Here is a 24,109-nt window from a genome sequence, read left to right as displayed (position 1 = left end):
ACCATACGGAAAAACAGATTACAATCCAAGGGTATTGGAAAGTAGAAATATATGATATACTGGTATTAGTTCGCGATCGGTTGGGCCGTGAACTGTAACTAAAAATTTGTGCAAGAGTGTATAAAACGATTTTCGGCATAGTTTAGAAAAGTTTGGGAGGTATAGTTACCGCATGGAGCAGCCTGATTTTAAAAATTTAGAAAAATTAAAAGATTGGATTATAAATATTCATGAGAAATATTTTATTGAACTGAAGAAAGCGGTGGAGCTGCCTGCCGCTTTTTGGGAATCATATTCTGCATTTTGCAATACATCGGGAGGATGGATTTTGCTTGGTGTTATTGAAGGGGATCCTGTGAATACGATTCAGGGAGTCGGAAATATATCTAAAACACAAATAAATTTGTGGAATATGCTGTCAAATCCGAACAAGATCAATTATAGAAGCGTAGATAATGAGGACATCCATGTTGTCAATATAGATGGAGCTGAAATAATGATTGTATGTGTAAAAGAGGCTCCGGAGCCGATGAAACCTGTTTATTTTAATGGGAAGAGAGAAAACACTTTTATCAGAACAGGTGACGGGGACCGCAGGGCTACGAAACAGGAATTAGAAGCATTTGAGCGAAATGCAACGCCTTGCCATGACAGCTTGCCGATAGAACATTTTACGATTGACGATTTAGACATGGATTCTGTGATTACTTATAAAGAAAAAGTAAATAAGCGTTTTCCGAAGAAGAAATATCTTGAAATGACAAATCAGGAGTTTTTGGCGGAAATAGGGGCTTGCTTTGTGGATCGTGTGTCGGGCGAGGTGAAACTCAGGCGTGGAGCACTATTATTTTTAGGACAGGAACGCACGATAAAGGAGGTGTACCCGCATTATCATTTAGACTATTTTAATCGCAAGGGACATAATCCGCGTTGGATTGATCGGGTATCGGATGATGAACCAAGTGATTATGAGATGAATATATTCAACTTCTACTCAATTGTATATGAAAAGATGAAGATATTGTTAAAAGAGTCTTTTGAATTGGACGAGGGGCAGCTCCGGATACCATTGTCTGATTTTGATGAAGTGCTGAGAGAGTGCTTGATCAACTGCCTTGCACACGCTGATTATGTACAGGCATATCCAAGTATAAAAATTGAGGTTTTCGATGGTTGGTTTCACTTTCTGAATCCGGGAAAGATGCTGGTATCTTTGCAGCAGTTCCGAACCGGTGGAGATTCCAGACCGCGAAATGAGATTATTATGAAGATGTTTCGATGGCTGGGCGCATCGGAGCGGCAGGGTTATGGTGGACCGTTGATATTTACAACAACAGCATCAGGCGGTGTGCATACGCCGGAAGTATATACAGATATTGAAAAAACGGATTTGAGAATATGGAATATAGACTTTGCTGATTCATATCCCGAATTGGAAGAGGAGGCAAAAACTATTTTGAGAGTTATCTTAAAAAGCACGAAACCAATCTCTGTTTCAAAGATGCGTGAAGAGACAGGCTTGTCAGATTATAAAATAAGAAAGTGGTTGGAGATATTAAACGGAAAAAAATTAGTGCAAAAGACAGGTAATGGACCTGCAACAAGGTATACCATTAGAGAAACATCTGATGAAAAAATCACACAGCTTCAAATTGCGTTAGATAATCTCAAAATAAAGGAATAAGGATTCTATCTTTTGATTATCTTTTGAAAATATTCAAAATTTAATAAAAAGCTGACAGAAACTTGATTTCAGGCAGTTTTTATCTTTTGATTATCTTTTGAAGCTGTGTAAAACGAAGGCGCGAAGGATATATGCAGTGAGGTATTATAGTATTGAACAGGGCAGCTTCCAGCAGGCGGTTCATGTGATGACATGGCTGCTGGCCCGAAGACGAAAGGGATAAAATACTACGTTTCAGAAACGGTTAAACAGTGTCAGACAGGGGCTGCCGGGAAATTCAGCGATTTCCCGGCAGCCCCTTTTGGAGCACAGCTGGAACTTTTTTTAAAAATAAAATGAACCGTTCATAAGGTCACGGCGAATATAGAGTGAAAGGGCATTGGAGGTGAGACGTTGGACGCAAGAGAAATTGAGAGATGTATTGACGAGTTTGGTACGGATATTTATAGATTTTGCCTGAAACTCTGTATGGACAAAGCAGATGCCGAGGACTTGTACCAGCAGTCTTTTTTGAAGGCGCTGGAGACTGGGCAGACGCTGGACTGGGAGCAGAATCCGAAAGCCCTGTTTTTTTCATTTGCATATAATCTTTGGAGGAGCGACAGGCGGAAACAGGCCCGCCGGAACAAAATCGCCCCCTGCGGCAATCTGGACGATGAAGCGGAACAGGTATTGCGCTCCGAGGAAAGCATTGAAGAAAATTATTTTCGAAAAGAGCTGATTGCGGAGGTCGATCAGGTGATCGGGACGCTTCCGGAAAAAATCCGGGTGCCGCTGACATTGTTTTACTTTTCCGACTGTTCCGTCGAGCAGATCGCGGCGATTATAAAAAAACCGCCCGGAACCGTGAAGAGCCGGTTATTTAAAGGCCGAAAGCTGATTAAAAAAAGATTGGAGGAATCTGGCTATGAACGATGAACGTTTTTATACTGAGAAAGAAAAGAATCTGGATGAACTTATCCGGGCTTCTATGAAGCTGGCCGATGAGCCGGCCCCGGAGCTGAACCAGAGACTCAAAGCTGCGCTGTACCAGAAGGAAGCAGCCATGAAAAAACAGCCTGCGACCCGTGCGCTGTCCCTCTGGTATCTGCCCATGATCCTGAATCTGGCAGCATTTGCGATGCTGGCGGCGGCTGCCTTAATGGTAATCAGCAACACGTATCTGTCTTACTTCGCCGCAGGCATCTGCTTTTACATCGGGCTGGCGGGCGTACTGCTGACCATAGTCGGCGTGAAAAGAACAAACATGAAAGAGGACATTACGATCCATATCAGGAAAAGAGGTGTATTGGCATGAAACATACAAAGAACAGGAAGCGTTTGCTTTATATCACGGTCGGGGCGGTTTTCCTGCTGGTATTCCTTCGGTTCGGTCTGTTTTTTCTGAAAAGCGAGGGATTCAGCGGACTGTCCGTGGGGATTCCGCTGCTGCTTCTCGGCGTCGTTATTTTTGCTTTGTGCACGTCCGGTTTTTTGGCGGCATGGGTATATGAGGACTGCGGGAAACGGGGCGACGACCCGATATTATGGGCGATTGTAGTTTTGGTCGCCACCCCCTTGATCGGATGGATGATTTATGTTCTGCGTCGTCCGGAAATAAAAAGGGACTGCCCCGCCTGCGGGCATCAAATTTCTCTGAGAGCAAAATATTGTGAAGAATGCGGAACGCATATGGAAAATAAGGAGGATGATACAATCATGGTAAAACAGGAAACGCATCACTTGAAATGGATCATCGGCGGTGTGATCAGCATGGCGCTTATGCTGGTTTGTCTCACTGGTTTTATTGTCACTGCTGCCGCGGGAAACAATATAAACACGAACGCTGCTTCTAATGAACGGGTCTGGAACACGGGCGTTATCGGGATGACTACAAGCAGTTTTATCGACGGCGTCTGGAAGCTGAAGTTCGGCAGCGCCAGCGAAGGATTTATTAAGGAACAAAATATGAAGATCCAGGACGCGGACACCCAAATGCTTCACGCAGACATTTCCTGCAAAACCGTCCCGGACGGAGCAACCCTTGTTTTGTGGCTGGTACAGGGAGACACGGCCCGTTCCGTTGATGTGACAGATCTTTCGGAACCGCTGGAATATCCGCTGGATGAATTTGAAAATGGAAAAATCCATGTAAGGCTTCAGATCAATGGTGTGAAAGATACGTCTTCAGAAATATATATACAATGACTTTGAATCCTGACAAACCTTGTATATCGGAAAAATCCGGATGTGCGCCAAATTGCCTTAACAGATTTTCCCACCCTGACGATAAATATTATAAGCAGAAAGCAGAGAAGAAAGGAGTCGGGAAGTATGCAGATTCATATACAATCAGGCAGAGGAAAGGCGGGAAGCACCTGGAACCGGGTGCAGATGGCGGCAAATTCGATGAACCGCAAGGCAGCGCGGGACGCCCAGTCCGGAAAGCGGAAGGACGGACAGGAACGCAGGGAGGATCGGGTAAACATTTCTCCGAATAACCAGATGGAGGGCCGGCTTGACTTTTTGATGGAGCGCAAGCGGGAGCTGATCGAGCGGAAGAACGAGCTGATGGCAAGCGGCGGCGACTGGGATTCCATCAAGGCCATGGTGGCTCTGTATGAGGAGCAGATCAGCAATGTGGAAACAGAGATTTCGCAGACCTTGAAGCAGATGGTGGAGGACCAGCTCGAGAAGGCCGAGGAAGAAAAGAAGGACGAGAAAGATCCCAAGACCAAAGAGGAACAGCAGATACAATCTTTGAATAACATCAGCAACGCTTCCCTGGATTATAAGCAGGTGAGCCAGATTCACAAGGCCCATGACCAGAAGGAGCGGGATGCCAGTGTGATCTCCATGGAGGTGAAGCTGGACGACAGCAGGGGCGGAGCCAGCAAGGGCAAGCGGGAACGCCTGGGGGATGTGCTCAGCGAAGCCGACCAGCTTTACACAAAGGCCATGAAAGGGTATATGCAGCTGAATGAGTCCGTGAAAGAGGCGGGAGAGGAGAATGCAAAAGAGAAGGAAAAGCTGAACGACGGGGAGGAACAGGAGAAGGATACGGTTTCCCAGCCCGCGGATGAGGAGCAGGATATATGATCAGCAGGGAAGATATGCTGGAGCTGACGCGGCGGATGACGCCTGCGCGGACATCCATCACAAGGATTGCGGGATGCTACGTGGACAGGGACGGGGAATTTGACGGCAGCTTCAATACGAATTTCCTGAAGCTGTCGGGATCGGATAAGGCCAGGAATCTGAAGCTGGCCAAAGCGGTTCCGTTTTCCGATACGAATCAGAACCTGAAAAAATATGAATTTTCAGCGGAGGCCCAGAAGCCGGGCAGCATGTGGCAGCTCCTTATGGCGCTGAAGGAATGCGGCTTGAAAAATGACGCCCTGCTGGATACATTTTACGATGTTGTCATGGAACGTTATCAGACGGATTCGGAATATGCCGTTCTGATGTTCCATGACCGCTACGATATCCCGGCGAAAGCGGCGGACAAGGAACGGCTGTGGGAGTCGGAGGAAGTGTTTGAATATCTGATCTGCGTGATCTGCCCCCTTGCGGACGAATACGAGCCGGGGGAACCGGAGTGCGGATTTTTATTTCCTGCATTTACAGACCGCAGCGGCGACCTGAACCATGTGAATGTATTTCAGAAAAATCCGGACAGGCCGCACAGGGAGCTGGCGGGAGAGATTCTTGGGGCGGAGTGAAAAAAGGAGCGTGTGCATTTATGTCCAAAGTTTTTAATGTGACTGCAGCATGTATGCCGGAGCAAAATTATATGGTGGATATTGCCGGGCGCCTGCAGGAGATAAAAGCACTGGTTGATACGGGAAGCTACTTTACCATCAACAAAGCAAGGCAGTACGGAAAAACGACAACATTGCTTGCGCTGGAGCAATATCTTAAGGCTGATTATGATGTTGTTTTTTTGGATTTTCAGATGCTGGGCGCAGGAGAATTTGAAAATGAAAATATATTTGCGCTGTCGTTCGGCAGGTTTTTTCTGCGGGTATTTAGGAGAAACAACGCTTCCTTGTCTGATGGGGTAAAGACGTTATACGATGAAATGTACCGCATTGTAAATGAAGAGCCGACAAATTTCCGGCTGCAGAGGTTATTTGAATATTTAAGCGATATCTGCGGTGCGTCCCCCAGGCCGATTGTATTGATGATTGATGAGGTGGACAGCGTCAGCAATAATCAGATTTTTCTCGACTTTCTGGCGCAATTGAGGGCATATTATATCAGGCGGGCTTCGCAGCCGGCTTTTTGGTCAGTGATATTGGCCGGGGTTTATGACGTAAAAAATCTGAAACAAAAATTTCGCCGTGAGGATGAGCACAAGATGAACAGTCCGTGGAATATTGCTGCGGACTTTGACATTGACATGAGTTTGTCCAAAAAAGGAATCCAGGGAATGCTCCGGGAGTATGAAGCCGATCATCAAACCGGTATGAATGAAGAAGAGATGGCCGGATTGATTTATGATTATACATCCGGTTATCCGTACCTGGTATCAAGACTCTGCAAATTGATTGATGAAAATGTCAGCAAAATACCGCAGTTTGATTCTAAGAAAGCGGCATGGACGAGAGACGGATTTCACCAGGCGGTCAGGATGATTCTGGCTGAGAAAAATACGCTTTTTGAATCTCTGAACAGGAAGCTGGCGGATTATCCGGAATTGGACGAAATGCTGCAGGATCTGCTTTTTACCGGAAAAAGTATTGCTTATGATCCAGATAATCCGGCAATGGATGCAGCGTTCATGTTTGGATTTATATGCTGCCGGAACGGAAATGCAGTACTTTCGAACCGTATTTTCGAGACGAGACTTTACAACAGATATTTATCCACTGCTGAAATTCAGGGACAGAAGTTATATAAAGCATCCTTGAAGGACAGGAATCAGTTCCTTGTAGGCGGTCGTTTGAACATGAGGCGTATTCTGGAAAAATTTGTAGAGCATTTTGATGATTTGTATCATGATCGTGATGAAGCATTTCTTGAAGATGTCGGCAGAAAGTATTTTTTGCTCTACCTTCGACCGATCATTAATGGAACCGGTAATTATTATATTGAATCACAGACCAGAAGTATGGGACGCACAGACCTTATAGTGGATTATCGGGGGGAGCAATTTGTGATCGAAATGAAGGTCTGGCATGGAAATGAATATAACCTGCGGGGAGAGAGACAGCTTGCGGGCTATCTGGACGACTACCATATAGATCAAGGATATATGGTCAGCTTTAATTTTAATAAAAAGAAGAAAACAGGCGTCTTTGAGGTTGTAGTCGGTGATAAGATTTTGATAGAGGCTGTGGTATGACCAGCAGGGAAATATTGTATTCATTCAGTACATTTACAGAAACGCCGGCGTTTTTGCTCTGAACAGATGATTTGATATATTCAAGGAGGATGAAAATGGATCTGAAAAAATTCACCTGGACAAGGGAACCGGAACATTATGAAATAAACCAGGACACAATCGAAATTGTCACAAAGCCTCATACAGACCTGTGGCAGAGGACGTATTATCATTTTCAGAATGACAATGCTCCGGTGCTGCAGATGGAAACGGAGGAGCAGTACTTCAGCTTTGTGGTGAAGACGGAATTTCATGACAGCCATCATCGCTTTGACCAGTGCGGCATCGTGATGTATTTAGACAGTGAGAACTGGCTGAAGGGCTCCATCGAATATGAAAATGACGAGTTCCAGCATTTGGGAAGCGTTGTGACCAACAACGGATATTCGGACTGGGCGACAACGGAGATTGACGCCTCTGTAAAATCCATGTGGTATCGTTTCAGCCGGAGGGAGGATGATTACTGCATCGAGTGCTCTGTGGACGGGACTGCATTCAGCCAGATGCGGATCTGCCATATGCACCAGGGGAAGGGGAAGATCCGGTTCGGCATCTACGCATGTTCCCCGGAGGATTCTTCCTTTAAAGCGGTATTTTCCAATCTGCAGATCACAGAATGTCAGTGGAAAGCGCATGACGGGCAGCAGCCGGATTAGTCAGATATCCTGCAAGCAGCTTTTTCTATACTGTGAATGAAAAGGAAAATGCATGTGAAGAAAATATTAGTTGTTGAAGATGACCTGGCCCTGAGCGCAGGTCTGTGTTTTGAACTGGATACAAGCGGCTACCTGACCGTGGCGGCTTACGGCTGCCGGAAGGCGCGCCGTTTTTTGGAGGACGAGCACTTTGACCTGGCCATTCTGGATGTGAACCTTCCGGATGGAAACGGCTTCGACCTCTGCCGGGAGATTAAGGCTGCTGCTGCGGATCTGCCGGTCATATTTCTGACCGCAAAGGACCTGGAGGAGGATGTACTGAACGGCTTCGACCTTGGCGCGGACGACTATATTACCAAACCCTTTCATACCCAGATCTTAAAGCGGCGGATTGAGGTCGCGCTGCGCCGCGGTAATTCCGGCGCGAAGGCTGTGGAGGACGGTTACGACGACGGATTTCTGCGTCTGGATTTTCAGGCGCTGACGGCTGTCCGCAGCGGGGAGAAGCTGAACATTACGCCCAATGAATACAAGCTGCTGCGGCTTTTGACCGCCAACGCGGGAAATATCGTAACACGGCAGACTTTGCTGGAAAAGCTGTGGGACTGTGATGAAAATTATATTGACGACCATACGCTGACTGTCACCATGAACCGGCTGCGGGCAAAGATCGAGGAGGAAGGCCATTCCTACATCCGGACGGTCAGGGGGATGGGGTATATCTGGACAGGCGGGAAGTAAAAAAAGGGGCGCTGTTTATGGAGAACAGAGATGGGCAGAATGAAATTTTTATCTGAAAAAAGGATACTGATGTCCACGGCCCTTGTGCTGATTCTGTGCGGAAGCCTGTGGGAATATATTCCCTCCGGATGTCTGCACGCGCTTCTGCCGGCAGCAGGAGTCCTCATATTCGTTCTTGTTTTTCTGTGGGATGGGCGTCAGAAAAAGGAGCAGTCGGATTTTGCAAATGATATCTGCGGGACGGTGGATGCCCTCATGAACGGGGAATCTCCGGAGAATTACCAGCCCTATGAGGATTCCCAGGTATCGAAGGTTCAGGGCAAGCTTTTGCAGTATTATGACAGAATGCAGCAGGGAAGGGAACAGAGCGAGCAGGATAAGCAGACGATTCAGGAGCTGGTCAGCGACATTTCCCATCAGGTAAAAACTCCGATTGCGAATATCCGGATGTTTACCAATATTTTGCAGCAGCATCGGTTATCTGACGAAAAACGGGCGGAATTTCTCGACACCATGACCGGGCAGATCAACAAGCTTGATTTTCTGATGCAGTCTCTGATCAAGATGTCCCGCCTGGAAACCGGGACATTTACGCTGCATATGGAAGAGGGCAGCCTGTACAATACCATCGCCCAGGCGGTGAACGGCATCTGGGCAACGGCGGATCAGAAGCAGATTCGGATTGACGTTGCGTGCGACAGCCATGCGGTTGTGAGACACGATGCCAAATGGACCGCGGAAGCGCTGGGAAATATCCTGGATAACGCGGTAAAATATACGCCGAAGGGCGGAAGCATTTCGATCCGCGTGCGTCCGTGGCAGTTTTATACCCGCATCGATATCACGGATACCGGAATCGGAATTGCCGCCGGGCATTACAACGATGTGTTTCAGCGGTTTTACCGGGCGGAGGAAGTGGCGGGGGAGGAAGGCGTCGGGCTGGGGCTGTACCTGGCGCGCGGCATCATTACCCGGCAGAAAGGGTATGTCAGCGTGAAATCGAAGGTGGGGGAAGGGACGACGTTTTCGGTGTTTTTGCTTCAGTGAAATGCAAAATAACTTTTCCGGTTTATCCGGGTTAGGTATTATCAAAGTGCATATTCCAGTACCCGTTTAAGCAATTTAAGCATGAGGATTAATTGGGAATATGATATTCGTAATACGAATTATGAGTTATTTTAGTTAAGAAGTAAGAGTTATCAATAATCACTATGGCGGTTTTACAGGAACTGCCATAGTTTCGTGGTTATATGAGGAGATGCTTTATGAATACAAATATGAATACCAGTTATCAATCCGTAACAAATTATGAAGGAGCGGTCAGCAGACGGAGGAACTCTACGCAGGCTCCGTACTCGGCGGCAAAGACTCCCGGAGATGCACAGCAGAAAGAAATCCCTGCTTCAAAAGACGAGGTACTGATATCCAGAACAGCTCCCGGCCAGGCAGAGAGCCGGATTCAAGAAGCAGAGGATCAGACGACCTATTTTCAGCCGGAGCAGAAGCCTGAGCTGCAGTTGAAAAGCGGAATACTTTCCTCCACTGATAAGACATTTATACAGCTGGCAGGACAATACCGCGACCTGACAAAAGATCGTTCCACATGGCCCACTATCAAAGAACTGGAGCTGCTGACAAACCGTGCCGTACGGCAGGAAACAGAACAGACAGTGGAAGGTCTGCTTAAGGAAAATGGAATCCAGATTCCAGAAGGGCAGTCCCTCCGCCTGACAGTAGATTCCTGCGACTACTATATCCGGGTGGAAGGGCTGGAGGATAAATCGCTGGCAGAATCAATTGAAAAGGTACTGAATCAGGGGCAAAATGGATTCAATTTATTTACCCATATCCAAAGATGCGCGCCGTCAAAATTCGGATATGATAACCCTTCCCAATATAACTCGGAGACAGCTGAAAAATCCGTACTCTACCATCTTGTGAAAGAAATGACAGGCTATGACCTTCGCGAGCTTCAAAATGAAGACGGAAAGTTTTATACGCCGGATGGGAGCGATCTGTGGCTGGAGTTAAAGGAAAAAGCCGAAGCCTATTCTCCGTTCCAGCTGGAGAAATATCAGGAAGGCTATGAGAAGCTGGCGAAAACCGGATGGGAAGGCTCTCCGGATCATTCCCTGAGCCTGGAGTACATTGACGGACATTTGCTGGATATTGATACGGAATATGGTTATGGTGTCGGCCAGACGGACTGGCAGGAGGAATTTCTTCCGAATCTGCCTGCGGAAGCGGAAGGTGAAGAGGAGGAAACGATACAGGAAGAGAACGCGTCACAGGAGCAGACGGAAGCAAAAACTACCGAGGAAGTATCACAGGATGAAACGGTTTCCGGGAAAGCAGCAGACCCGAATCTGGCATTTCCCAAATTTAATCCGGCGCTTAAGTATGCAAAGTACCTGAAAGTATTGGACGAATATTATGAAAAACAGAACGAAGAGAACCTGAGATTTGCAAATCCGTCACAGCATATCCGTGATAAATACTATAATCCGAAATCCCCCTATTATATTCGTGGATTGTCACCACTGGAACGGGAGATTGGGATGGAGCAGGAGATTGGGATGCTGTGCGGCAGGGAGCCGTCTCTTAATAGTTACGATCCGGTGATCCAGAGGACATTTGGGGGCTGTAATTCCTTTCAGGCCGATCAGGAATACAATCAGGAAATGCGGGGACAGATCAATGACTGTATCAACCAGATCTTTTCCGCAAACGGAATCGTAATCCCTGACGGCACAGAACTGTATCTGACAGTAGATCCGTATGATTACAGGATCCATGCGGAGGGAGTGGGAAAAGAGCTTGCCGCGGAGATTGAGTCTGCATTGAATTTCGGAGAGAATGGCCATTCTCTGTACAACCATATTTCATACTGCAATCAGAGCAATATCAATATAGGACAGCAGGGATCAAACCAGTATGTGCAGGGGGATAAGGCGAAAGCGGCAGTCTACCATATGGTAAAGCAGCTTACCGATTATGATCTGAGAACGCTGGAAAATAAAAACGGCAGATTCTATACTCCTGACGGCAGCGATCTGTGGGAGGTTCTTTCGAATAAATATAAGGAAATGGCTGAAAGTAAAGAGGCAGTCTCCTTTAGGCTCGAAGATTATTACGATCAATACCGGCGAATCGCAAAAGAAGGATGGAACAGGGGAATTGACGCGGTTCTTACGATAGGATACAAAAATGGAGCACTGTTTGATGCCGCTGTATAATCGACAGTAACAATAACATTCAAGTTTCTGGTTTAATACTTTCCTCTTCAATAATGATATGCAATCGTATCAGTTACATGCTGGATGAAGCTAATATACTGTGTGAGAGTCCAGAAACCCATTGAACGGGTTTGTTTTCCCATTCCTTCGCTTCCTGCTGGAGCTTAAAACCGCGTTTCTTTTTCTGCTTCTTGGTACCGGTGTAGTCCGTGTAATAGAACTTACAGAACCATGATTTTGTAGATTCGTCATAATATGCTGGCATCTTATCATCTTCCTCTCATTCCTGCACGTGGCGGTGCCTTTTGAAATGAATGGAAATGCCTATAAATGGTTTGACAACGGCAATAAAATTGCATATAATATATTTGACAAGAGAACCGTTGGTCAGCGTACACCTGACCGCCGGAAAAATAAGTGTTATAAAGAATAGCGCCTTACTTTACCAGAGCAGGGGCGCTATTTTTTACGTTTAATGTAAATAACAAGAGTTATTACAGCACAAAGCATAATCACAAATTGGAATAAATCCGAATATGTAACCATAGCACCAGCCCCCTTTCTTTCGTCCGGCGGCTGACATAACGCCCCAACGGTTCCCTTGGCAGATATATTATTTTCAATGTGCGGAGCAGGAAGCAGATTTGCGTTCTGCATTCGTCCAACAGGACGAGTGCGGCTCGATGTCGAGCCGGAGCCGGTTTTTGCCTGGGGCATTTAACTGTTCAAAAAGATGGTTTACCTTTATCGCTTTATCGTCTAAAAGTTCAATTTGTGTAAAATTATGGTCAAGGCTTAGTTTCACCTACCTTTTAAAGATAGCATATTTGCAGATAAAATTTCAAGGATATAATTTTATTAAAAAAAATGGGCTGGATACTGTTACTGAATGCAGGAAAATCTCTTGACAAAAGCGAAAAAAACGCATAGTATATAGGTAAGAAGAGAATCTTCCCAGGTGTCCCACTACCTTAAAGGTGAATTATGATTGGTGTTCCGCCACCATGAAGGGCGAATTATGATGAATGAGTAAGGATATCTTTCCTTACTCATTACTTTTTAGGAGAAGCAATATGGATCTATTTTTTTATGATGCAGATTATGTAAAATACCTCAAAGCAGCCGAAAAAACAAAACGTGGATTTACTCGTGTTCCTGATGTAGAATATGAAAACGAACGAAAAATGGTTTGTGGTGCTGTTTTGGAAATGAATGGATATAAATACTATGTACCTGTATCTTCCTACAAGAAAAAACAACCGAATAATTTATAAGATTTCAAGGATATAATTTTATTAAAAAAATGGACATCGTAACTATAAGCAAACTTAAAAAATATTTTGGAGAGGGTCCCCGCCAGGTAAAGGCTTTGGACGGGATCGACCTGACGATAGAAAAGGGCAGGTTTCTCTCCATCGTGGGGGCTTCCGGTTCGGGGAAGACCACGCTTTTGAATACAATAGGCGGCCTGTATGAGCCTACGGAAGGGACTGTGATCGTGGACGGGACCGACCTGTCGGAGCTGACGGAGGAGCAGTTGACCGTATTCCGGCGCAGAAAGATTGGCTTTGTGTTTCAGGACTATAATCTGGTGCCGGAGCTGACGATCCGGGAGAATATTTTGTTTCCGCTGGCAATGGACGACTCCCGCCCGGATGAAGTATTTTTCCGGAAAATCATACATTTGCTGGGGCTGGATGAGAGATTGAACCAGTACCCCCATATGCTTTCCGGGGGCGGGCAGCAGTGCGCCGCGATTGCCAGGGCGTTGATCACAAAGCCGGCCATAATCCTGGCCGACGAGCCCACCGGGAGCTTTGACGCCAGGACCAGCCAGAATGTGGCGGGGCTCCTGAAAATGACGGCGGAAACATTTCACCAGACCCTGATCATGATTACACACAACCAGGAGCTTGCCCAGCTTGCGGATCGGATGGTGCGCCTGCGGGACGGGAGGATAGTGGACGAATAGCGAATATAAAATGGAGCGTTCCGTAAAAAGCGGGACGCTTTTTCTGCTGTTCTCGGAATTGGCCGGATGCCCTTGGGTATCATTTATGCAACGTTACAAAAATGTACCTTTCCTGTACCTTCACTGTAACATTGGGATGTTATGATATCAGTCAGTAAGAACGATTACGAAATCACATACATCGGAGGTAAAGACCCATGAGAGAAATGTTGAAAACCCTCAACCGCCGCAGCTTTGCGGCCAACAGGCTGCAGAACCTGATCGCGGTGCTGGCCATCGCTTTGACTGCGGTTTTATTTACATCGGTCACGACGATCGGCATGGGAGTATCGGAATCCATGGCCGTCACCATGCAGATGCAGAAGGGCAGCAAGTCGGACGGCGATTTTCGAAATATGACGGCTGAGCAGTTTGAAATGCTGCAGCAGGCGGATTTTGTGGAGTCGGCCGGACTGAGGATGCCGATCACCTTTTTGTCAAATACAAAACGCCACAATGTGGAATTTGAGGTGCGGGATCAGGTTCAGGCGGATCTGACATTCAGCAGCCCCACCCACGGCCGGGCGCCGGAAGCGGAAAACGAGATCGTGGCTTCGGATCTGGCGCTGATGGATTTGGGCGCAGAGCCGGAGACGGGCGCGGAGGTGGAGATTGATTTTACAGTCCGGGGAGAGGTATACCATCTCACAATGGTGGTATCCGGATGGTATGAAGCCATAGGCGACCAGATGAGCACGATGTGGGCGGGAACGGCATTTCGGGACGCCCATCCGGAGATTTTCCGATTCACCTATGACCAGGACAGAGAACTGGCAGGAACGTATTTTTCAGATTTTACCGCAGACAGCGCGGTTGGGCTGCAGGATAAGATGGAACAGTTTGCCGTCCAGATGGGCGGAGACCCGTATGATATCAATGCGGACAATTCCCTTCCGGCGGTGGTCAATACCGTGACCAATCCGATTCCGGATATGGAACTCATTGCCATGGCAGCCGTGCTCGTCGTTCTGTTTACATTCTGCGGCTATCTTCTGATCTACAATGTATTTGACATTGCGGTGATGAAGGAAATCCGCCGCTACGGGCTTTACCGCACCATCGGGATGAGCAGGAAGCAGGTAAAGGGACTGATCAACCGGCAGGCATTTTGGCTGTCCTGCACGGGAATCCCGCTGGGGGAGGTGATCGGTTTCTTTGTGGGAAAATCGGCGCTGCCGATGATTATGGGGCTTATGTCTATTGAGTACAGCAATGTTGCCATAGAAGTATCCCCTTCGCCGTTCATTTTCCTGGGGGCTGCATTATTTACGGCGTTGACAGTGATTTTGAGCACCCGCAAACCGGTTCGGATCGCGGCCAATATTCCTCCGGTGGAGGCATTTCGGTATGTGGAAAACAATGTGGGAAACGGCTCCAAAAAGCGCGGAAAAAAAGCAGCGGCCCGGAAACAGTCCATGCCCGGCGCGGATCTTTCACATCTTGCATGGTTTAATCTGGGGAGAAATAAACGCCGCAGCGCATTTATCGTCATATCCCTGACCCTTTGCGTGACACTGCTCAACTGCGTCGGGACGGCGGCCGGCAGCATGGATGTGGAAAAACAGGTAGACTTTATGATACGGACGGATTTTGCCGTGACCGGTGCGGAAACCGGAAATATTTTGAAAGGCTTCCGGTTCCGGGAAAACGCGGTGGAGCCGTCGGTGATGGCGGCAATTGAGGCTCAGCCCGGGGTGAAGGATGCCGTGCCAGTCTATAAAAATACGGCGGAAGATACAAATGTGACTTATGAATTTGGCAGGGATATTTCGGCTGAGGAATATATTCATGAAGAAACAGAGATTCCGTTTCGCTGTGACAGAGAGGGCTTCACCTTTGGACTGGGGGATGACGGACGGCCGCTCTGCAACGTTTACGGGATGGAGGAAAGTACGGTTGCCCGGATGGATCTGCGGGAGGGGGAGACTGACGCCCGCGCCCTCTATGAGAAAATGATGCGCGGGGAGGGGATTCTGGCAGGGATAAATACCGACCGGGCGGATATGTCCCTGATGGAGGATTTTGATTTCATCCAGGTGGGCGACATGATTACAGTTTACAAGGATGGACAGAAGGCGATGGAGCTGCCTGTATTGGCGAAGGCCGCTCTGAACGGGGATGACCAGGAAATCGGCGTTTCTGTCAACGGGCCGACAAAGGTCGGCGGAGACGGGCTGTTCCTGTATTTGCCGACGGACATTTTTCAGGAACTGTATGACGAACCTGTAATTTATAAATACGCCTTTGATGTAGAGGAGGGTGAACAGGAGCATATGACCGCGTTTTTGGAAGATTATGTAAAAAATAATTCCGATGTCTATTACATTTCTTCCCAATCCGCCCGTGAACATGCGGAAAATTTTCGAATGGTGATCCAGCTCGTAGGCGGGCTGGTGGGTGTGATCTTTGGATTTGCCGGCGTGCTGAACCTGATCAATACGCTGGTCACAACGATCCTGGCCCGCCGCCGTGAGTTTGCTGTCATGCAGAGCATCGGTATGACGGAGCGGCAGCTTACGAAAATGATGGTGTACGAAGGCATGTTTTACGCAGGAGGGGCGTGCGTCCTGGGAATCGTGCTGGGAGCAATTCTGGATCTGACGCTGGTGAAAGGAATGCTTGGAAAAATGTGGCAGTTCACGTTTCATTTTACGCTGCTGCCTGCGCTGCTCGTAAGCGCCCTGCTGTTGGTTCTGTCAACGGCGGTGCCGGTTCTGGCGCTTCGGTTCTTCTATAAGGAAAGTATTGTGGAGCAGCTTCGGGTGGCGGAGTGATTGATTACCGCGAAGCAACGAGCCAAGTAGCCATGCGTGCATGGATATTTGACCTCAGTCATTTAAAAATCATCAAACAGTGTTTTGCGACATCGTATGAAATTATGATTTGGGATAACAGGAGGATATTGAATATGAAATGTATTTTAAAAGCAACGGGTCTGAAAAAATATTATGGGGAGGGGGAGACGCAGGTGCGGGCTTTGGACGGTATTGACCTGGAGATTGAGCAGGGCAGGTTTACCGCCATTATCGGAACCTCAGGCAGCGGAAAATCGACCCTTCTGAATATGCTTGGCGGACTGGATACGCCCACGGAGGGCAGCATCCGAATCGGCAATACGGAGCTGGCCGGGCTGAACAGCGAGCAGGCGACGGTATTTCGGCGGAAACAGATCGGATTTATTTTTCAGAATTACAACCTGATCCCTGTGCTGACCGTTTGGGAAAATATCGTGTTTCCGATTTCGCTGGACGGGCGGGAGCCGGATCAGAAGTTTATCATGCAGATTGTGGAAATGCTGGGACTGGAAAGCAAGCTGGACAGCCTGCCCAATAACCTTTCCGGCGGGCAGCAGCAGCGGGTGGCCATCGCCCGGGCCCTGGCCTCCAAGCCGTCCATCATCCTTGCGGATGAGCCTACCGGGAATCTGGATTCCAAGACCAGCGACGATGTGATCGGGCTGCTTAAGATGACCGGAAGCGAATTTTGCCAGACCATTGTTATGATCACTCATAACCCGGAGATTGCGCAGATGGCGGATCGGGTGGTGCGGATTGAGGATGGGAAGATCGCGGTGTAATAGCGTTACTGTTCACGGTGCCTTGCACCCTGCTGCAAGGCATCCGGCCAGTAAAATATCGGTTGCGTGCATCCAGCCCCTCGCCGTCAGGCGACTTTTCAATGGGCTGGATGCGTTACAGTTCGCGGCCGGTTGGGCCGTGAACTGTAACGTAATAGCTGCAGGTCATCAATATAAACAGCAGATATTATATGTATATATTTATATATTATTACATAAATTTTAATGGAGAGTTCTATTGACTTTCCACTCTGTGCTTGTTAGAATAAAAACACACGGAAAGTTTACCACTGACCGATATGTGGTATATAAATGGTCGGGTTGAAAGTTTACCGCTGACCAATATGCGGTATATAAGTGGTTGGATCGAAAGCATAGTCCTTCGCTTCAAAGCGGAGGACTTTTTTCATAATGAGGTTAAGCGAATGAAGAAAACGGGAAACCTTGTGACATTCTCCATATTGCGAAATTAGATAACAGCAGAGAGAGTGCATTTTTGATACAGGATATGTTGCCGATAACAGATGAGTATATAGAACGTGAATATACGATAGCTGGAAATCATCTGATGCTGACAAGTGAGCATACAGCTAAAAAGATTGAACAGAAAGCAAAGAAGGTATTGGGTATGCTCAAACGTGGTGTAAAATTTACTTCAACGCAGCCGGATGTAACAGGCATATTAGAAAAGCTGAAGCAAGGAAGATAAAGTTAGCTGTATCAATTACATAGTGTCAGCGCCGCTCTTTTGCGGCGGTGACACCTGCTTATCGTAAATTGAAATAGAATACAGAGCAGCCGGCAGTCAGATTTGCCGGCCGCTTTTGCGCATGTGAGTGAAAAGACATTGCCGTATGAACAGCAACGACTGTGAATTGCAAAAAAAGATTTAATAATAAGTTTTATACAGTTCTTGCTTGACATCTTTGAGGTCCAGTGATATTATATCTATGACTGAAATAGAGTTTTGAGTCATAAAAGAGGAGTAAAGCCATGGCAAGAAGTTTTTCGGAGCAGGAAAAAGAACATATCAGGAATCATTTAATGGAGCTTTGCCGGCAGAGCTGGGCCCGGTATGGTTATAAAAAGACGAGTGTGGATGAGCTCTGCAAAAAGGCGGGTATTTCAAAGGGCGCATTTTATATTTTTTATGAATCGAAGGAAGCTCTGTTCTGTGAGGTCATTTGTTCGGTGCAGGGGCGGATCTGCGATACGGCGTCGCGGATGATCGAGGAGCGCAGGGACAGATTCGGCGCAGCAGAAGCGCTGAAGTTCATTTACCGGGAGTATGACAAGCACAATTTTTTATACGAAGCGGACAGTGAGGATTTTACGATCCTGATGAACAAGCTTTCGGAAGAACAGGCCGGAAAACTGACGGAGTCTGCCGACAGGAGCAGGCGGCTTTTTTCGGACAATCCGTATTTGAAATGTAGGGTGGATGCGGATATGGCGGCTTCGGTGATTTATTCTTTGATTATGAATATCAGGAATAAGGAGATTCTGCCGTACAGCCATGAGGAGACGTTTGATTTTATGGTCGATCACCTGGTCGGCAGTTTATTTGATTAGACACTTACGAATCGTGCTTTTCTGATTTAGCCAGGTTAGGAGGAAGGCCGGTATATGATTTCAGCAAGGAGGTAAGAGATGAAAACAGAGATGATTACGAAAAACAACAGATCCGTTGCGGTGATCCGCAGCGAGGAGCTTTTGATCACGGACGTTCAGTCCGCACTAGACCTGATCATGACTGTAAATTATGAGACAGGGTGCGGGAATATTGCAGTCAATAAAGAGGCGGTTACAGAGGATTTCTTTATTTTGAGCACCTGCCTGGCCGGGGAAATCCTGCAGAAATTTATCAATTATGGTGTGAGATTTGCAGTCTATGGAGATTTTTCAAAGTATACGAGCAAACCGCTGAAAGATTTTATGTATGAGAGCAATATGGGACGGGATTTTTATTTTCAGCCGAGTGCGGAGCTTGCGGTTGAGAAGCTTACAGCGCTGTAAAAATGACGTTTTGTCAGCGTGCAGCGCTGTAAAATTGATGTCTTGTCAGCTTGTATCGCTGTAAAAATGACGCTTTGTCAGTTTGCTGCGGGGGGCTTTGGTCGAATATGCTGTGCTGGTTCCTTTCGGAAAGGAAAATAGATAGTGAATATAGAACGTATCATGGAAACGGTGCTTCCTAAATGAATGGAGGCGCCGTTTTTTTGATGCCATCCATACGTTGAACCAGCTCCCAACCATCAGCACCTAACTCATTTAATTGCATTTCAAACTCTTGTGCAATCTTTTCATATTGCTTTCTGCTCACAGCTAAAGATGTTGCGATTGTTATAATTCTATATTCATATTTTTTATTTGAAGATATCCCTCATTCAAACAGGAATTTATACACCAAATCCATTTGTTAATCCGATAAAGACTAAAATCATTCCCGCTATTCGTATTCCCTTTTTCGCTCTTTCTTGTTCTAAAGAAGTTATGTTTTTAGGATACACCGGGTTAATGAAAAAAATAAGACCCGTAAAAACCCATGCAAGATTGTAATACATATCCTTATTCATATCCTTATTGAACCATAAGGAACTTATAAATCCCACAATAACTAAAATCATAGTAACGATTATTTGAGTTCGAAAAGTTAATCTCATTTTCATTACCTCCACAAGCGCCGAGGTAGTGTCAAGTTAACTACCATATTTTTTTTAACAAACCTTATTATTTCAAGGGTTTCACCACTTTTTCAAAGAAAAAAGCAATGACCTCCCTTTTTTGTGTCAATACTATTACCATCCCACAAACACTGAAAGGAAAATCATTGCTTATGGATATTATTACCTATTTACTCTTTCTCATTCAATCTCTTTACCAACAAAACTGCTGGCTGATTCATTTTATCTGCAGATATATCCCACTGAAACAGTGGGCTTTTGATGATTCCCATTCTCCAAAGTACCAGAAGTTTAAAATTGACGATCTCCCTCTTGTCACTGACTTCCGGCAGGACTGGACTTATCAAGATCTCATCCCTTACTTTGAAAAGCGTTATGGTAAGAAAATACGCCCTGTCAGCCGACGGTCAGAATGCGATATTCCGGACAGCTGTACCTGCCCCCGCTGTGGTGCCCCGAAGCCTTTCCTTTATAAAAATAATGGTTCCAAAGGACAGCTTCTCTGCAAAGTCTGCAGCGCAAGGTTCTCACCCGATGAAAGCCGCTTCTCCTCTGTAAAACTACGCTGTCCCCACTGCGGCAATACCCTGGTCCCAAAGAAGGAGCGCAAACACTTTATCATCCATAAGTGCATCAATCCCAAATGTCCTTATTACCTCTACAACCTCAAAAAGGTAGATAAAGAAGATCTCAGGCAGGACTACGGCAAAAATAAATATAAACTCCACTATATCTACCGTGAGTTTACGATGGATTTTTTCAGCATGGATCTCAATACCCTGCCTAAAAATGCTTCATCCCTGAAATTCACCAAGCATAATGCCCACGTAATGTCCTTGTGCCTGACCCTACACGTCAACCTTGGCCTCTCCCTTAGGAAAACCTCCCAGGCTCTCAGAGACCTGTACAACATCGGCATTTCCCACCAGCAGATCGCTAATTACTGCAAGACCGCAGCTATCTGCGTGAAACCTTTTGTTGACCAATACCCCTACGAAAAAGGGCCTGTTTTTACTGCCGATGAAACCTATATCAAAATCCGTGGGATCAAATCCTATGTCTGGCTCATTATGAATGCCGCATCCCGATCCATCATTGGCTACCAGATCTCTGATAACCGTGGTGTCGGCCCCTGTATCCTCGCTATGCGTATGGCTTTCCGGGGACTTGCAAAACTGCCGGAAAACTTTAAGTTCATTGCTGACGGTTACAGCGCCTACCCGCTCGCTGCAATGGAATTTGTAAAAAAGCTGGGAAACGATTTTACATTCAAAATCACTCAGGTGATTGGACTTACCAACGACGATGCTGTTTCCAAAGAACACCGTCCCTACAAACAGATGATTGAACGGCTCAACCGTACTTATAAGGCATCTTACCGTCACACAAACGGCTTTGACCACATCGACGGTGCCAACTATGACCTTGCCCTCTGGGTCGCATACTATAACTTTCTCCGTCCGCATAAACACAAGAACTACAAAGTTCTTAACGAAGTAGAAATGCTGCGGGGCGCTGACAACATGCCTGGAAAATGGCAGCTTCTCATCTTCCTTGGCCAGCAGACCATCCTGAACCAGCAGAAAAACGGCGGCTCTGCGCCGGAGCGGAGCTGTTGTCAATAGAACCGTGGAATACCGCAGCCGCCGTCAGGCGGTGAGGATATGCCGCGAAAGTCTATTGACATAAGGCTCACGGATGATCCTGTCTGTCAGAAAAGGGGCCACTGCGCCCTTTTCCTGCCTTCCGGCGAGGATGGGTTCGGGCAAAGCCCGAAACCGGGTCAAGGGATTGGTCCCTTGTGGGTTCTTAGGGCAACGCCCTAAGCCCTCGGAGAGCTTTTCGGAGTCGATATCTACAGTTTTCAAGGTTCATTTGAGCCTGTTTTTTGCAGCTCAGTTTTTCATAAATTACTTGACACTACCAGCGCCGATTTATCGATTTGTACTGGGAAAATTATACCATACCCAATTACGAAACACAATCCTCGTTCCACGTCCCTTTACGGTCTGGATTTTTGCCGTTGCCGTTTTGACGCCGAAAACAGGGAACAGTATGGAATGCTGTGCAATAGGGGGTGAAAAGGATTGATTTTTAAGGCGTTGAGGACGCAAAAATCTATAGGAAAAGGGCTTTATACTACCTACCCTCGAAAACGGTTTCTAACCGTCCACAGGTGCGCCTTGCACCTTTTTCCTGCCCCGTTTCCCGCCGCGCTGAAAAGTTTGCGTCAATAACTAAAAAAAGCACTTGACAAAACGCACCGTGTGAACAGCAGCCATTAACGTGTTTATAATTAGATAATTATAAAATATATTTGACAAGTATAATATTATATGATAATGTTATACACATAAAATAAATTATATGGAGGTAAAACATTGAAAAGGTATTGGAAAAATAATCGTTTGATTCTCGCGGCGGCGTTGGTACTCAGTGTGATTTCGTCGGCATTGACAGCCGGCATTTCCGTTCTGCTCCGGGAAGTCGTGGATGCGGCGGCAGCGAAGCAGGCGGCGGTGTTCGGGAAGCTGTGTATATTTACGGTGATTTATATTTTGCTGATTTGTGGAACGAGCTTTTTCAGCTCAGTTACGGCAAAATTTCTTACCGGGAGGATCATAAGGGAGTACCGGCGGGACGTGTTTCGGGGGATCATGGGCCGCCGGCCGTCCCGGTATTATCAGGAAAATACGGCGGACTATATTTCCGCGCTGACCAATGATATGAAGCTCATTGAAGAAAATTATATTATCGCTTTGCTGAACAGCTTTGAACTGATCGTGATGCTGGCGGCAACGCTGGTCATCCTTGTACTTTTGAGCCCGCTGGTCACGGCGCTTTTGATGGCCACATTTCTGCTGATGCTTTTAATTCCGTCCTTGATCGGGCGGTATCTGGAAAAACGGCAGACACAGGTTTCCCGGCAAATGGCGGTCTTTACGGAAAAGTTGAAGGATCTCCTGTCCGGTTATGAAATCCTGAAAAGCTACAGCCGTACAGAGGATGCCAACGACTGCTTTCAGATTGAGAATGAAACCGAAACCCGGGTAAAGTTTCGCGCGGCCAGGTTGTTTGCGCTGAACGAAGGGATTTCCGATACACTTTCTGTCCTGTCGGTCGCGGTAGTGCTTTTTACATCTGCCTGGCTTGTCCTGATCGGACGCATTTCCACGGGGACGCTTCTGGCGCTGGTGCAGCTGAGCAGTACATTTACGGCGCCCATCATTATGCTGATGCAGAATCTCCCAAAAGTCCGCAGTGTAAAATCTGTGATTGCACGTTTGAATGATTATGCGGACAGCGGGGAGGCAGAACAGGCGGGGCAGGGGATTCCGACGTTTGAGCATGAGGTGGAGTTAAAGCACATTTCTTTTTCCTATGATGAAAATACACCGGTTTTGTCGGATGTTTCGATGCGGTTTGAAAAAGGGAAAAAATACGCGGTTATGGGGCCCAGCGGATGCGGCAAGAGCACGCTTCTAAAGCTGATGACCGGCTGTTTTGAAGGCTACGGCGGCAGCATATTGTATGACGGGCGGGAACTGAATACATTGAATCCGGACAGAATCGCGGGGATCGCGTCCCTTATCCATCAGAATGTCTACCTGTTCAACTGGTCTGTCCGGGAAAATATCCTCCTGCATGAAGATTTTTCCGTGCAGGAGCTGGAAGAGGCTGTGAAAAAAAGCGGGGTATCCGGATTTTTGTCTGAAAAAGAGAACGGGCTGGATTATATGGCCGGGGAAAACGGCTCCCTGCTTTCCGGCGGGCAGCGGCAGAGGATTGCGCTTGCAAGGGCGCTGATCCGCCGCACGCCGCTGGTGATTCTGGATGAGGGAACCTCTGCGCTGGATCGGGAGACCGCCCATGAGATAGAGAGCCGGCTGCTGGAAGATGAGGAAATTACGCTGATCACGATTACACATAATCCAGATCCGGAGCTCATAACACGGTATGACCGCGTCTATCAGATGGGGATGGGGTGAAGTCTGCACGTCTGCAAAAAATCAGTCGTTACAGTTCACGGCCCAACCGGCCGCGAACTGTAACGCATCCAGCCCATTGAAAAGTCGCCTGACGGCGGTTCTAAGCGCCAGCGACGCTTGTTTAGGACGGACCGGAACGGAGTGTAGACGGACTGGATGCCCGCTC

23 protein-coding genes are annotated in these 24,109 nt (G+C 47.0%); 20 read left to right on the top strand and 3 right to left on the bottom strand.

From position 1 onward, the window contains the following. The first annotated feature begins 172 nt into the window (after positions 1–172). The 11 genes from EBB54_RS22570 (at position 173) to EBB54_RS22515 (ending at position 11,682) form a co-directional block, all read left to right on the top strand. Positions 173–1,684, top strand: a complete 1,512-nt coding sequence (locus tag EBB54_RS22570) for an RNA-binding domain-containing protein (protein WP_125129085.1) — start codon at positions 173–175, stop codon at positions 1,682–1,684. A gap of 393 nt (positions 1,685–2,077) precedes the next feature. Further along, complete coding sequence (locus EBB54_RS22560; protein WP_125129084.1) at positions 2,078–2,602, top strand: RNA polymerase sigma factor; 525 nt, start codon at positions 2,078–2,080, stop codon at positions 2,600–2,602. Further along, positions 2,592–2,981 (top strand): hypothetical protein, encoded by a 390-nt coding sequence (locus EBB54_RS22555; protein WP_004071496.1) that lies wholly within the window; start codon positions 2,592–2,594, stop codon positions 2,979–2,981. The genes EBB54_RS22560 and EBB54_RS22555 overlap by 11 nt, the downstream gene beginning before the upstream one ends. Beyond that, positions 2,978–3,871 carry a zinc ribbon domain-containing protein gene (locus EBB54_RS22550; RefSeq protein WP_125129083.1) on the top strand — a complete coding sequence of 298 codons (894 nt, stop codon included), beginning with the start codon at positions 2,978–2,980 and terminating at the stop codon, positions 3,869–3,871. The genes EBB54_RS22555 and EBB54_RS22550 overlap by 4 nt, the downstream gene beginning before the upstream one ends. A 126-nt stretch (positions 3,872–3,997) precedes the next feature. Next, entirely contained in the window at positions 3,998–4,762 is a 765-nt protein-coding gene (locus EBB54_RS22545; RefSeq protein WP_125129082.1) for a hypothetical protein, read from the top strand. After that, complete coding sequence (locus EBB54_RS22540) at positions 4,759–5,385, top strand: DUF4317 family protein (protein WP_125129081.1); 627 nt, start codon at positions 4,759–4,761, stop codon at positions 5,383–5,385. The genes EBB54_RS22545 and EBB54_RS22540 overlap by 4 nt, the downstream gene beginning before the upstream one ends. 20 nt (positions 5,386–5,405) lie before the next feature. After that, entirely contained in the window at positions 5,406–7,010 is a 1,605-nt protein-coding gene (locus EBB54_RS22535) for an AAA-like domain-containing protein (protein ID WP_125129080.1), read from the top strand. Positions 7,011–7,105: 95 nt separating this feature from the next. Beyond that, entirely contained in the window at positions 7,106–7,705 is a 600-nt protein-coding gene (locus EBB54_RS22530) for a DUF1349 domain-containing protein (RefSeq protein ID WP_125129079.1), read from the top strand. Between the two features lie 36 nt (positions 7,706–7,741). Beyond that, positions 7,742–8,446, top strand: coding sequence for a response regulator transcription factor (locus EBB54_RS22525; protein WP_243127775.1), 705 nt, complete (start codon positions 7,742–7,744; stop codon positions 8,444–8,446). Positions 8,447–8,476: 30 nt separating this feature from the next. After that, positions 8,477–9,493: a sensor histidine kinase gene (locus tag EBB54_RS22520; RefSeq protein WP_004071474.1), complete on the top strand. Its 1,017-nt coding sequence runs from the start codon at positions 8,477–8,479 to the stop codon at positions 9,491–9,493. A 218-nt stretch (positions 9,494–9,711) separates the two neighbouring features. Beyond that, complete coding sequence (locus EBB54_RS22515; protein WP_162307185.1) at positions 9,712–11,682, top strand: DUF4885 family protein; 1,971 nt, start codon at positions 9,712–9,714, stop codon at positions 11,680–11,682. 73 nt (positions 11,683–11,755) lie between these two features. Here the strand turns inward: EBB54_RS22515 and EBB54_RS22510 are convergent, their stop codons facing one another. Further along, positions 11,756–11,947, bottom strand: coding sequence for an Arm DNA-binding domain-containing protein (locus EBB54_RS22510; protein ID WP_125129076.1), 192 nt, complete (start codon positions 11,945–11,947; stop codon positions 11,756–11,758). An 808-nt stretch (positions 11,948–12,755) separates the two neighbouring features. Between EBB54_RS22510 and EBB54_RS22500 the strand changes: the two genes are divergently transcribed. The 7 genes from EBB54_RS22500 to EBB54_RS22470 all read left to right on the top strand — a co-directional run bounded on the left by EBB54_RS22500 (position 12,756) and on the right by EBB54_RS22470 (position 19,286). Then, entirely contained in the window at positions 12,756–12,956 is a 201-nt protein-coding gene (locus EBB54_RS22500) for a type III toxin-antitoxin system ToxN/AbiQ family toxin (RefSeq protein WP_162307184.1), read from the top strand. Positions 12,957–12,985: 29 nt separating this feature from the next. Then, entirely contained in the window at positions 12,986–13,654 is a 669-nt protein-coding gene (locus EBB54_RS22495; protein WP_125129073.1) for an ABC transporter ATP-binding protein, read from the top strand. A 197-nt stretch (positions 13,655–13,851) separates the two neighbouring features. Further along, a complete protein-coding gene (locus EBB54_RS22490) occupies positions 13,852–16,467 on the top strand; it encodes an ABC transporter permease (protein ID WP_125129072.1) in 2,616 nt (871 codons plus the stop codon). A gap of 134 nt (positions 16,468–16,601) precedes the next feature. Then, positions 16,602–17,270, top strand: a complete 669-nt coding sequence (locus EBB54_RS22485; RefSeq protein ID WP_004071464.1) for an ABC transporter ATP-binding protein — start codon at positions 16,602–16,604, stop codon at positions 17,268–17,270. A gap of 508 nt (positions 17,271–17,778) precedes the next feature. Continuing rightward, a complete protein-coding gene (locus tag EBB54_RS22480) occupies positions 17,779–17,979 on the top strand; it encodes a hypothetical protein (protein ID WP_243127774.1) in 201 nt (66 codons plus the stop codon). Positions 17,980–18,263: 284 nt separating this feature from the next. Further along, on the top strand, positions 18,264–18,842 hold the full coding sequence (locus EBB54_RS22475) for a TetR/AcrR family transcriptional regulator (protein ID WP_125129071.1): 579 nt from the start codon (positions 18,264–18,266) through the stop codon (positions 18,840–18,842). A gap of 78 nt (positions 18,843–18,920) precedes the next feature. Beyond that, complete coding sequence (locus tag EBB54_RS22470) at positions 18,921–19,286, top strand: DUF4180 domain-containing protein (RefSeq protein WP_125129070.1); 366 nt, start codon at positions 18,921–18,923, stop codon at positions 19,284–19,286. A gap of 178 nt (positions 19,287–19,464) precedes the next feature. Here EBB54_RS22470 and EBB54_RS22465 read toward each other — a convergent pair whose 3' ends face one another. Together EBB54_RS22465 and EBB54_RS22460 are read right to left on the bottom strand one after the other, a co-directional pair. Continuing rightward, positions 19,465–19,620 carry a DUF4177 domain-containing protein gene (locus tag EBB54_RS22465; protein ID WP_279230001.1) on the bottom strand — a complete coding sequence of 52 codons (156 nt, stop codon included), beginning with the start codon at positions 19,618–19,620 and terminating at the stop codon, positions 19,465–19,467. Between the two features lie 49 nt (positions 19,621–19,669). Next, positions 19,670–19,933, bottom strand: coding sequence for a hypothetical protein (locus EBB54_RS22460; RefSeq protein WP_125129069.1), 264 nt, complete (start codon positions 19,931–19,933; stop codon positions 19,670–19,672). 173 nt (positions 19,934–20,106) lie between these two features. Between EBB54_RS22460 and EBB54_RS22455 the strand changes: the two genes are divergently transcribed. Both EBB54_RS22455 and EBB54_RS22445 read left to right on the top strand, forming a co-directional pair. Beyond that, positions 20,107–21,579, top strand: a complete 1,473-nt coding sequence (locus EBB54_RS22455) for a DDE-type integrase/transposase/recombinase (protein WP_125129068.1) — start codon at positions 20,107–20,109, stop codon at positions 21,577–21,579. A gap of 756 nt (positions 21,580–22,335) precedes the next feature. After that, positions 22,336–23,943 (top strand): ABC transporter ATP-binding protein, encoded by a 1,608-nt coding sequence (locus EBB54_RS22445; protein ID WP_125129067.1) that lies wholly within the window; start codon positions 22,336–22,338, stop codon positions 23,941–23,943. Positions 23,944–24,109: the final 166 nt, after the last annotated feature.

It is taken from the genome of Schaedlerella arabinosiphila (assembly GCF_003885045.1).
GTDB classification, from domain to species: domain Bacteria; phylum Bacillota; class Clostridia; order Lachnospirales; family Lachnospiraceae; genus Schaedlerella; species Schaedlerella arabinosiphila.
The sequence above is the reverse complement of the archived record's forward strand: the minus strand, read 5'-3'. Positions and strand labels throughout refer to the sequence as shown.

Excerpts from the sequence above, each read along its gene's own strand:
- EBB54_RS22570 (WP_125129085.1), top strand. The coding sequence starts at position 173 with ATGGAGCAGCCTGATTTTAAAAATTTAGAAAAATTAAAAGATTGGATT.
- EBB54_RS22555 (WP_004071496.1), top strand. The coding sequence starts at position 2,592 with ATGAACGATGAACGTTTTTATACTGAGAAAGAAAAGAATCTGGATGAA.
- EBB54_RS22550 (WP_125129083.1), top strand. The coding sequence starts at position 2,978 with ATGAAACATACAAAGAACAGGAAGCGTTTGCTTTATATCACGGTCGGG.
- EBB54_RS22545 (WP_125129082.1), top strand. The coding sequence starts at position 3,998 with ATGCAGATTCATATACAATCAGGCAGAGGAAAGGCGGGAAGCACCTGG.
- EBB54_RS22540 (WP_125129081.1), top strand. The coding sequence starts at position 4,759 with ATGATCAGCAGGGAAGATATGCTGGAGCTGACGCGGCGGATGACGCCT.
- EBB54_RS22535 (WP_125129080.1), top strand. The coding sequence starts at position 5,406 with ATGTCCAAAGTTTTTAATGTGACTGCAGCATGTATGCCGGAGCAAAAT.
- EBB54_RS22530 (WP_125129079.1), top strand. The coding sequence starts at position 7,106 with ATGGATCTGAAAAAATTCACCTGGACAAGGGAACCGGAACATTATGAA.
- EBB54_RS22525 (WP_243127775.1), top strand. The coding sequence starts at position 7,742 with ATGAAAAGGAAAATGCATGTGAAGAAAATATTAGTTGTTGAAGATGAC.
- EBB54_RS22520 (WP_004071474.1), top strand. The coding sequence starts at position 8,477 with ATGGGCAGAATGAAATTTTTATCTGAAAAAAGGATACTGATGTCCACG.
- EBB54_RS22515 (WP_162307185.1), top strand. The coding sequence starts at position 9,712 with ATGAATACAAATATGAATACCAGTTATCAATCCGTAACAAATTATGAA.
- EBB54_RS22510 (WP_125129076.1), bottom strand. The coding sequence starts at position 11,947 with ATGCCAGCATATTATGACGAATCTACAAAATCATGGTTCTGTAAGTTC.
- EBB54_RS22500 (WP_162307184.1), top strand. The coding sequence starts at position 12,756 with ATGGATCTATTTTTTTATGATGCAGATTATGTAAAATACCTCAAAGCA.
- EBB54_RS22495 (WP_125129073.1), top strand. The coding sequence starts at position 12,986 with ATGGACATCGTAACTATAAGCAAACTTAAAAAATATTTTGGAGAGGGT.
- EBB54_RS22490 (WP_125129072.1), top strand. The coding sequence starts at position 13,852 with ATGAGAGAAATGTTGAAAACCCTCAACCGCCGCAGCTTTGCGGCCAAC.
- EBB54_RS22485 (WP_004071464.1), top strand. The coding sequence starts at position 16,602 with ATGAAATGTATTTTAAAAGCAACGGGTCTGAAAAAATATTATGGGGAG.
- EBB54_RS22480 (WP_243127774.1), top strand. The coding sequence starts at position 17,779 with ATGTTGCCGATAACAGATGAGTATATAGAACGTGAATATACGATAGCT.
- EBB54_RS22475 (WP_125129071.1), top strand. The coding sequence starts at position 18,264 with ATGGCAAGAAGTTTTTCGGAGCAGGAAAAAGAACATATCAGGAATCAT.
- EBB54_RS22470 (WP_125129070.1), top strand. The coding sequence starts at position 18,921 with ATGAAAACAGAGATGATTACGAAAAACAACAGATCCGTTGCGGTGATC.
- EBB54_RS22460 (WP_125129069.1), bottom strand. The coding sequence starts at position 19,933 with ATGAGATTAACTTTTCGAACTCAAATAATCGTTACTATGATTTTAGTT.
- EBB54_RS22455 (WP_125129068.1), top strand. The coding sequence starts at position 20,107 with ATGGATATTATTACCTATTTACTCTTTCTCATTCAATCTCTTTACCAA.